The organism is Isoptericola nanjingensis (genome assembly GCF_050311635.1).
Lineage (GTDB): Bacteria > Actinomycetota > Actinomycetes > Actinomycetales > Cellulomonadaceae > Isoptericola > Isoptericola nanjingensis.
This window is the reverse complement of the sequence record NZ_JBNOZL010000006.1, coordinates 92,757-102,069: the sequence shown is the minus strand read 5'-3', so window position 1 is coordinate 102,069 and position 9,313 is coordinate 92,757. Positions and strand designations below refer to the sequence as shown.

Here is a 9,313-nt window from a genome sequence, read left to right as displayed (position 1 = left end):
CGGTTCGGCACGAGTGTGCCGAACCGCCGCCCGTCGTCGTGTACAGTTCTCGGGTAACCCAAGACCGCCGGTCGTCCGACGCTGCCCGGGCTCGCCCCAGCAAGCCGAAGACCGAAGTCCCGTGAGAGCGGGGGCCTGCGTAGGTGACACGACGACGATCACACAGCCTGGCTGTGAGCTCCGAGCCCCGTGCGCACCTGCGCCGGGGCTCTTTCTCTTGCAGGTACCGGTGGCACCACCACCGGAAGGATTGCCATGGCGAGGCCGGACAAGGCAGCCGCTGTCGCGGAGGTCGCGGACAAGTTCCGTGACGCGAACGCGGCCGTGCTGACCGAGTACCGCGGGCTCACCGTCGCACAGCTCAAGGAGCTGCGTCGGTCGCTCAGCGGCAACGCAACCTACGCCGTGGTGAAGAACACGCTGACGTCCATCGCGGCCAAGGAGGCCGGGATCGACGCGTTCGAGGCCGACCTCAAGGGTCCGTCCGCGATCGCGTTCGTGACCGGCGACCCGGTCGAGGCCGCCAAGGGTCTGCGTGACTTCGCCAAGGCGAACCCTGCACTGGTCATCAAGGGCGGTGTCCTCGACGGGAAGCCGCTGACCGCTGCAGAGGTCACCAAGCTCGCGGACCTCGAGTCCCGCGAGGTCCTGCTGGCCAAGACGGCCGGCGCGATGAAGGCCAAGCTCTTCCAGGCTGCCTACGCCTTCAGCGCGAAGCCGGCCCAGGCCGCTCGCGTCATCGATGCCCTGCGTCAGAAGCAGGAATCGGAGGCCGCTGCCGCCTGACGGCGGTGCGGCAAGCACAACCCCCTCCCTTGCTTCTGCGGGGCCGTACGCCCCAGGACGCACCAACCGAAAGGAACGCCATCATGGCGAAGCTCAGCACCGACGAGCTCCTGGCCGCCTTCGAGGAGCTCACGCTCATCGAGCTCAACGAGTTCGTGAAGGCTTTCGAGGACAAGTTCGAGGTCACCGCCGCCGCTCCCGCCGCCGTCGCGGTCGCCGCCCCCGCCGCCGGCGGTGCCGGTGGCGCCGAGGCCGCCGAGGAGAAGGACGAGTTCGACGTCATCCTCGAGGCCGCCGGCGACAAGAAGATCCAGGTCATCAAGGAGGTGCGCGCGCTCACGTCCCTCGGCCTGAAGGAGGCCAAGGACCTCGTGGACGGCGCCCCGAAGCCGGTCCTGGAGGCCGCGAACAAGGAGACGGCCGAGAAGGCCAAGGCTGCCCTCGAGGGCGCCGGCGCCACCGTCACCCTCAAGTGATCGCCGCGGCCTAGCCGCGCATCGCTTCCGCGAGGCCCGCATCCCCTTCGGGGGGTGCGGGCCTCGCTGCGTGCGGACGGTGGGCCGGCAGGACGCCGCGGGGGAGCGGGCCGGTTGTGGAGGTGTCGTGTCGTGACCGACGTCGCGCGCCGGCGCCTGGCCGTGGCCGCCTACCACGGGTTAGGCTGGTCCGACAACCGTTTCTTGGGCGGCATATGGCGGCCACCGAGACAACGTCCTCAAGACCCAGAACCGAGGGCGTCCGCTCGTGTGCCCGCGCGAGTTGGACAAACGATGAAGTTCTGGCTACGCTAGCGCTTTGCGCTCGCTTGTGCCCCGACGCCTCCCCGCCGACGATGCCCCGCCCTCCGTGATCACGTCTTCGTGACCCCTGGGGCGGTCCACTCCCGCGGTCCGGCGCCTCCAGCCCTCGCAGAGCGTACAGCGTGCCATCGAACTGCAGGGAAGGACCCCTCTTGGCTGCCTCGCGCACCCCTTCTGTTCCGTCCGCCGACGCCATCGCGAACCGCACCGCTTCCCGCCGCGTCTCCTTCGCCAAGATCTACGAGCCGCTCGAGGTCCCCGACCTCCTCGGGCTGCAGACCGAGAGCTTCGACTGGCTCCTCGGCAGCCCCGCCTGGCAGGCCCGGGTCGAGGCGGCCACCGCCGCCGGCCGGTCCGACGTCCCCGCGACGTCGGGCCTCGAGGAGATCTTCGAGGAGATCTCGCCGATCGAGGACTTCGGTCAGTCGATGTCCCTCTCCTTCTCGAACCACCGCTTCGAGCCGCCGAAGTACACCGCGGACGAGTGCAAGGAGAAGGACTTCACCTTCGCCGCCCCGCTGTTCGTGACGGCCGAGTTCGTGAACTACACGACCGGTGAGATCAAGAGCCAGACGGTGTTCATGGGCGACTTCCCGCTCATGACCGCGCGTGGCACGTTCATCATCAACGGCACCGAGCGCGTCGTCGTCTCGCAGCTGGTCCGTTCCCCGGGCGTCTACTTCGAGCGCACCCCCGACAAGACGAGCGACAAGGACGTCTTCTCGGCGAAGGTCATCCCGTCGCGCGGCGCCTGGCTCGAGTTCGAGATCGACAAGCGCGACGCCGTCGGCGTGCGCGTCGACCGCAAGCGCAAGCAGCCCGTCACCGTCCTGCTGAAGGCCCTCGGCCTCACGGAGGCGGAGATCCGCGAGGAGTTCGCGAACTTCCCGTCCGTGCTCGACACCCTCGAGAAGGACCACGTCCACACCCAGGACGAGGCCCTGGTCGACCTGTACCGCAAGATCCGTCCGGGCGAGCCGCCCACGGTCGAGGCCGGTCGCGCGCTGCTCGAGAACTTCTACTTCAACCCGAAGCGCTACGACCTCGCGAAGGTCGGTCGCTACAAGATCAGCAAGAAGCTGGGCGTCGACGCGCCGCTCGCGGACTCGACGCTGTCCGTGACCGACGTCGTCGCGACGATCAAGTACCTGGCCGCGCTGCACGCCGACCTGGAGACCATCCCCGGCACCCGCGACGGCCAGCCCACCGAGGTCCGCGTCGAGACCGACGACATCGACCACTTCGGCAACCGGCGGATCCGCGCCGTCGGCGAGCTCATCCAGAACCAGGTGCGCACGGGCCTGTCCCGCATGGAGCGCGTGGTCCGTGAGCGCATGACGACGCAGGACGTCGAGGCGATCACGCCGCAGACGCTGATCAACATCCGCCCCGTGGTCGCGTCGATCCGCGAGTTCTTCGGCACCTCGCAGCTGTCGCAGTTCATGGACCAGAACAACCCGCTCGCGGGCCTGACGCACAAGCGTCGTCTGAACGCCCTCGGCCCGGGTGGTCTGTCCCGCGACCGCGCCGGCATGGAGGTCCGTGACGTCCACCCGTCGCACTACGGCCGCATGTGCCCGATCGAGACCCCTGAGGGCCCGAACATCGGCCTCATCGGCTCGCTCGCGTCGTTCGGTCGCATCAACCCGTTCGGCTTCATCGAGACGCCGTACCGCAAGGTCACCGACGGCAAGGTCACGGACGAGATCGTCTACCTGACCGCCGACGACGAGGACCGGCACATCATCGCCCAGGCGAACACCGAGCTCGCCGTCGACGGCACGTTCCTCAACGACCGCGTCCTGGTGCGCACCAAGGGCGGCGAGACCGACGACCTGCCGCCGGCCGAGATCGACTACATGGACGTCTCGCCGCGCCAGATGGTGTCCGTCGCGACGGCGCTCATCCCGTTCCTCGAGCACGACGACGCGAACCGCGCGCTCATGGGCGCCAACATGCAGCGCCAGGCCGTGCCGCTGGTGCGCTCCGAGGCGCCGCTGGTCGGCACCGGCATGGAGCGTCGTGCGGCGGTCGACGCCGGCGACGTCATCGTGGCGACCAAGCCCGGCGTGGTCACCGAGGTGTCCGCGGACCTGGTCCTCGTCGCGAACGACGACGGCACCACGGGCTCCTACCGCGCGGCGAAGTTCCGCCGCTCGAACCAGGGCACCAGCTACAACCAGCGCGTGCTCGTGGACGAGGGCCAGCGGGTCGAGGTCGGCTCCGTGCTGGCCGACGGCCCGGCGACCGACGAGGGCGACCTCGCGCTCGGCCGCAACCTGCTCGTCGCGTTCATGTCGTGGGAGGGCCACAACTACGAGGACGCGATCATCCTGTCGCAGCGCCTCGTGGAGGACGACGTCCTGTCCTCGATCCACATCGAGGAGCACGAGGTCGACGCCCGCGACACCAAGCTCGGGCCCGAGGAGATCACGCGGGACATCCCGAACGTCTCCGAGGACGTCCTGGCGGACCTCGACGAGCGCGGTGTCATCCGCATCGGTGCCGAGGTCGGCGCGGGCGACGTGCTGGTCGGCAAGGTCACGCCGAAGGGCGAGACCGAGCTCACCCCGGAGGAGCGCCTGCTGCGCGCCATCTTCGGTGAGAAGGCCCGCGAGGTGCGCGACACGTCCCTCAAGGTGCCTCACGGCGAGCAGGGCACGGTCATCGGCGTCCGCGAGTTCAACCGCGAGGACGGCGACGAGCTGCCCGCCGGCGTGAACCAGCTGGTCCGTGTCTACATCGCCCAGCGCCGCAAGATCACCGTCGGCGACAAGCTCGCCGGCCGTCACGGCAACAAGGGCGTCATCTCGAAGATCCTGCCGCAGGAGGACATGCCGTTCCTCCCCGACGGGACGCCGGTCGACGTCATCCTCAACCCGCTGGGCGTGCCCGGCCGCATGAACGTCGGCCAGGTCCTCGAGACGCACCTCGGGTGGGTCGCGAGCCGTGGCTGGGACATCGAGCTGGCCGAGGGCAAGGACCTCTCCTGGAAGGAGACCCTGCCCGAGGTCGCGTCGAAGTCGGAGCCGGGGACGCCGGTGGCGACGCCGGTGTTCGACGGCCTCGAGGAGTCCGGCCTGCGCGGCCTGCTCTCCACGACGCTGCCGAACCGCGACGGCGACCGCATGGTCGCGACCGACGGCAAGGCCCGGCTCTTCGACGGCCGCTCCGGCGAGCCGTTCCCGGACCCGGTGTCGGTGGGCTACATGTACATCCTCAAGCTCCACCACCTGGTCGACGACAAGATCCACGCGCGCTCGACCGGCCCGTACTCGATGATCACGCAGCAGCCGCTGGGTGGTAAGGCGCAGTTCGGCGGCCAGCGCTTCGGCGAGATGGAGGTGTGGGCCCTCGAGGCGTACGGCGCGGCCTACACGCTGCAGGAGCTGCTCACCATCAAGTCCGACGACGTCCCGGGCCGCGTGAAGGTCTACGAGGCGATCGTCAAGGGCGAGAACATCCCCGACTCGGGCATCCCGGAGTCCTTCAAGGTGCTCCTCAAGGAGATGCAGTCGCTGTGCCTGAACGTCGAGGTGCTCTCGAGCGACGGGACCTCCATCGAGATGAAGGAGTCCGACGACGAGGTGTACCGCGCCGCGGAGGAGCTGGGCATCGATCTGTCGCGCCGCCCCAACTCGGCTGCCACGGTCGACGAGATCTGATCCAGCGACCAGCTGAACTCCACGGACATTCGAAAGCTTTGAGGAAGTAGGACATCTTGCTCGACGTCAACGTCTTCGACGAGCTGCGTATCGGCCTGGCCACGGCCGACGACATCCGTGCCTGGTCGCACGGAGAGGTCAAGAAGCCCGAGACCATCAACTACCGCACCCTGAAGCCGGAGAAGGACGGGCTCTTCTGCGAGAAGATCTTCGGCCCCACCCGGGACTGGGAGTGCTACTGCGGCAAGTACAAGCGCGTGCGCTTCAAGGGCATCATCTGCGAGCGCTGCGGCGTCGAGGTGACGCGCTCGAAGGTGCGCCGTGAGCGCATGGGCCACATCGAGCTCGCCGCCCCGGTCACGCACATCTGGTTCTTCAAGGGTGTGCCGTCGCGCCTCGGCTACCTGCTCGACCTGGCCCCGAAGGACCTGGAGAAGGTCATCTACTTCGCGGCCTACATGGTCACGTGGGTCGACGACGAGGCCCGCCACGAGGACCTCCCGAACCTCCAGAACGAGATCGACCTGGAGAAGAAGGAGATCTCGGACCGCCGCGACAACGACATCAACACCCGTGCCGCCAAGCTCGAGGCCGACCTGGCCGAGCTGGAGGCCGAGGGCGCCAAGGCCGACGCGCGCCGCAAGGTGCGCGACTCCGCCGAGCGCGAGATGGCGCAGCTGCGCAAGCGTGCCGACCAGGAGCTCGACCGCCTCGAGCAGGTCTGGGACCGGTTCAAGAACCTCAAGGTCGCGGACCTCGAGGGCGACGAGATGCTGTACCGCCAGCTCGTCGACCGCTACGGCACGTACTTCGAGGGCTCGATGGGCGCCGCGGCGATCCAGAAGCGCCTCGAGAGCTTCGACCTGGAGGCCGAGGCCCAGTCGCTGCGCGAGACCATCCGGACGGGCAAGGGCCAGCGCAAGACGCGCGCGCTCAAGCGCCTGAAGGTCGTCAACGCGTTCCTCACGACGACCAACTCGCCCACGGCGATGGTGCTCGACGCCGTCCCGGTCATCCCGCCGGACCTGCGCCCGATGGTGCAGCTCGACGGTGGCCGCTTCGCGACGTCGGACCTCAACGACCTGTACCGCCGCGTGATCAACCGCAACAACCGGCTCAAGCGCCTGCTCGACCTGGGTGCGCCGGAGATCATCGTCAACAACGAGAAGCGGATGCTCCAGGAGGCCGTGGACTCGCTGTTCGACAACGGTCGCCGCGGCCGCCCGGTCACGGGGCCGGGCAACCGCCCGCTGAAGTCGATCTCCGACATGCTCAAGGGCAAGCAGGGTCGGTTCCGCCAGAACCTGCTCGGCAAGCGCGTCGACTACTCGGGCCGTTCGGTCATCGTGGTCGGCCCGCAGCTCAAGCTGCACCAGTGCGGCCTGCCCAAGCAGATGGCGCTCGAGCTGTTCAAGCCGTTCGTCATGAAGCGGCTCGTCGAGCTCAACCACGCGCAGAACATCAAGAGCGCGAAGCGCATGGTCGAGCGCACCCGCGGCGAGGTCTGGGACGTGCTGGAGGAGGTCATCCAGGAGCACCCGGTGCTGCTGAACCGTGCCCCCACCCTGCACCGCCTGGGCATCCAGGCCTTCGAGCCGCAGCTCGTCGAGGGCAAGGCCATCCACCTGCACCCGCTCGTGTGCGCCGCGTTCAACGCGGACTTCGACGGTGACCAGATGGCGGTCCACCTGCCCCTGAGCGCCGAGGCGCAGGCCGAGGCCCGCATCCTCATGCTCTCGAGTAACAACATCCTCAAGCCGTCGGACGGCCGTCCGGTGACCATGCCCTCGCAGGACATGATCATCGGTCTGCACCACCTCACCTCGGACCGCCCCGGCGCGACGGGGGAGGGGCGGGTCTTCTCCTCGCAGGCCGAGGCGATCATGGCCCTCGACCGCGGCGCGCTGGACCTCAACGCCACGATCAAGCTGCGGATGTCGGACCTCGTTCCGCCGACCAGCGGCTTCGAGGCCCCCGAGGGCTGGGAGCCCGGGCAGCCGCTGCTGTTCGAGACCACCCTGGGCCGCACGATCTTCAACGAGGCGCTCCCGATCGACTACCCGTTCCAGAACGGCGTCGTCGGCAAGAAGGAGCTCTCGACGATCGTCAACGACCTGGCGGAGCGCTACCCGAAGGTCGACGTCGCGACGTCGCTCGACGCGCTGAAGGACGCCGGCTACCGCTGGGCCACGCGCTCGGGCGTCACGATCGCGATCTCCGACGTCGCGATGCCGGAGGTCAAGAACGACATCCTGGACGAGCACGAGCAGCGTGCGCTGAAGGTCCAGGACCAGTTCGACAAGGGTCTGATCACCGACGACGAGCGCCGTCAGGAGCTCATCGAGATCTGGACCCAGGCCACCGACAAGATCGCGTCGGTCATGCGCGAGAACCTCGAGAGCAACTCGCGGAACACGCTGTACCGCATGGTGTCCTCGGGCGCCCGTGGTAACTGGATGCAGGTCCGTCAGATCGCCGGTATGCGCGGCCTCGTGGCGAACCCGAAGGGCGAGATCATCCCGCGCCCGATCAAGTCCAACTACCGCGAGGGCCTGTCCGTCCTCGAGTACTTCATCGCCTCGCACGGTGCCCGCAAGGGTCTGGCCGACACGGCGCTGCGTACCGCGGACTCCGGCTACCTGACCCGTCGTCTGGTCGACGTGTCGCAGGACGTCATCATCCGCGAGGAGGACTGCGGCACCGAGCGCGGCCTCACGCTGCCCGTCGCCGAGCGCATCGGCGACGTGCTGGTGCCGCACCCGCGCGTCGAGACGAGCATCTACTCGCGCACGTTCGCGACGGACGTCGTGGACGCGGACGGCAACGTCGTGGCCGAGGCGGGCTCGGACGCGGGCGACGTGATCATCGACAAGGTGATCGCCGCCGGCATCGAGAACGTCAAGGTCCGGTCCGTGCTGACCTGCGAGTCGCGAGTCGGCACCTGCGCCAAGTGCTACGGCCGCTCCCTGGCCACCGGGAAGCTGGTGGACATCGGCGAGGCCGTCGGCATCATCGCGGCGCAGTCGATCGGTGAGCCGGGCACGCAGCTGACGATGCGTACCTTCCACACCGGTGGTGTCGCCTCCGCGGAGGACATCACGCAGGGTCTGCCCCGTGTCACCGAGCTGTTCGAGGCCCGCACCCCCAAGGGTGAGGCCCCGATCGCGGAGTACACCGGCACCGTGGCGATCGAGGACACGGAGCGCACGCGCCACCTGGTCCTCACGCCGGCCGACGGCGGCGAGGAGATCCGCTACCCGGTGACCAAGCGTGCCCGCCTCCTGATCGCCGACGGCGAGCAGGTCCAGGTCGGCACCCAGCTGGTCCAGGGCGCCGTCGACCCGAAGAAGGTGCTGCGCATCCTCGGCCCGCGTGCCACGCAGAAGCACCTGGTGGACGAGGTCCAGGAGACCTACCGCTCGCAGGGCGTGGACATCCACGACAAGCACATCGAGGTCATCGTGCGGCAGATGCTCCGTCGCGTGACCGTGCTCGACTCGGGTGACTCGCACCTGCTGCCGGGCGAGCTGGCGGAGCGCGTCCGCTTCGAGGACGCGAACCGTCGGGCCGTGGCGGAGGGTGGCCAGCCGGCCTCTGGCCGTCCGGAGCTCATGGGCATCACGAAGGCGTCGCTCGCCACCGACTCGTGGCTCTCGGCCGCCTCCTTCCAGGAGACGACCCGCGTGCTGACCGAGGCGGCGATGAGCGGTCGTCGTGACCCGCTGCTGGGCCTCAAGGAGAACGTCATCCTCGGTAAGCTCATCCCCGCCGGCACGGGTCTGCCCCGCTACCGGAACATCGAGGTCGAGCCGACCGAGCAGGCCAAGGCCGAGCTCTACCCGAGCTTCGGCTACGACGAGATCGACTTCCCGACGCTCGGCATGGGCTCGGGCGAGGCGATCCCGCTGGAGGACCTGGACTTCGGCGACTTCCGCTAGTCCGCTGATCCTGACCACGAGGTAGTCCGGGAGGGGCGCACGTCACAGCGTGCGTCCCTCCCGATCCTTTGACCCCGCTTGCTTCCGCGGGTAGCCTTGGAAGCCGTGCCCGTGCCGTCGCGCG

4 protein-coding genes are annotated in these 9,313 nt (G+C 68.7%); all 4 read left to right on the top strand.

Translation table 11 applies throughout. From position 1 onward, the window contains the following. Nucleotides 1–255 precede the first annotated feature (255 nt). The 4 genes from rplJ to ACQP6G_RS13045 all read left to right on the top strand — a co-directional run bounded on the left by rplJ (nucleotide 256) and on the right by ACQP6G_RS13045 (nucleotide 9,189). A complete protein-coding gene (gene rplJ / locus ACQP6G_RS13060; RefSeq protein WP_429764782.1) occupies nucleotides 256–786 on the top strand; it encodes a 50S ribosomal protein L10 in 531 nt (176 codons plus the stop codon). An 83-nt stretch (nucleotides 787–869) separates the two neighbouring features. Beyond that, nucleotides 870–1,262 (top strand): 50S ribosomal protein L7/L12, encoded by a 393-nt coding sequence (gene rplL, locus ACQP6G_RS13055; protein WP_429764780.1) that lies wholly within the window; start codon nucleotides 870–872, stop codon nucleotides 1,260–1,262. Nucleotides 1,263–1,738: 476 nt separating this feature from the next. Then, entirely contained in the window at nucleotides 1,739–5,251 is a 3,513-nt protein-coding gene (rpoB, locus tag ACQP6G_RS13050; RefSeq protein ID WP_429764778.1) for a DNA-directed RNA polymerase subunit beta, read from the top strand. A 56-nt stretch (nucleotides 5,252–5,307) separates the two neighbouring features. Further along, entirely contained in the window at nucleotides 5,308–9,189 is a 3,882-nt protein-coding gene (locus tag ACQP6G_RS13045) for a DNA-directed RNA polymerase subunit beta' (protein WP_429764776.1), read from the top strand. Nucleotides 9,190–9,313: the final 124 nt, after the last annotated feature.

Bases quoted from the DNA above. Each gene is read 5' to 3' on its own strand.
- rplL (WP_429764780.1), top strand. From the start codon at position 870: ATGGCGAAGCTCAGCACCGACGAGCTCCTGGCCGCCTTCGAGGAGCTC.
- rplJ (WP_429764782.1), top strand. From the start codon at position 256: ATGGCGAGGCCGGACAAGGCAGCCGCTGTCGCGGAGGTCGCGGACAAG.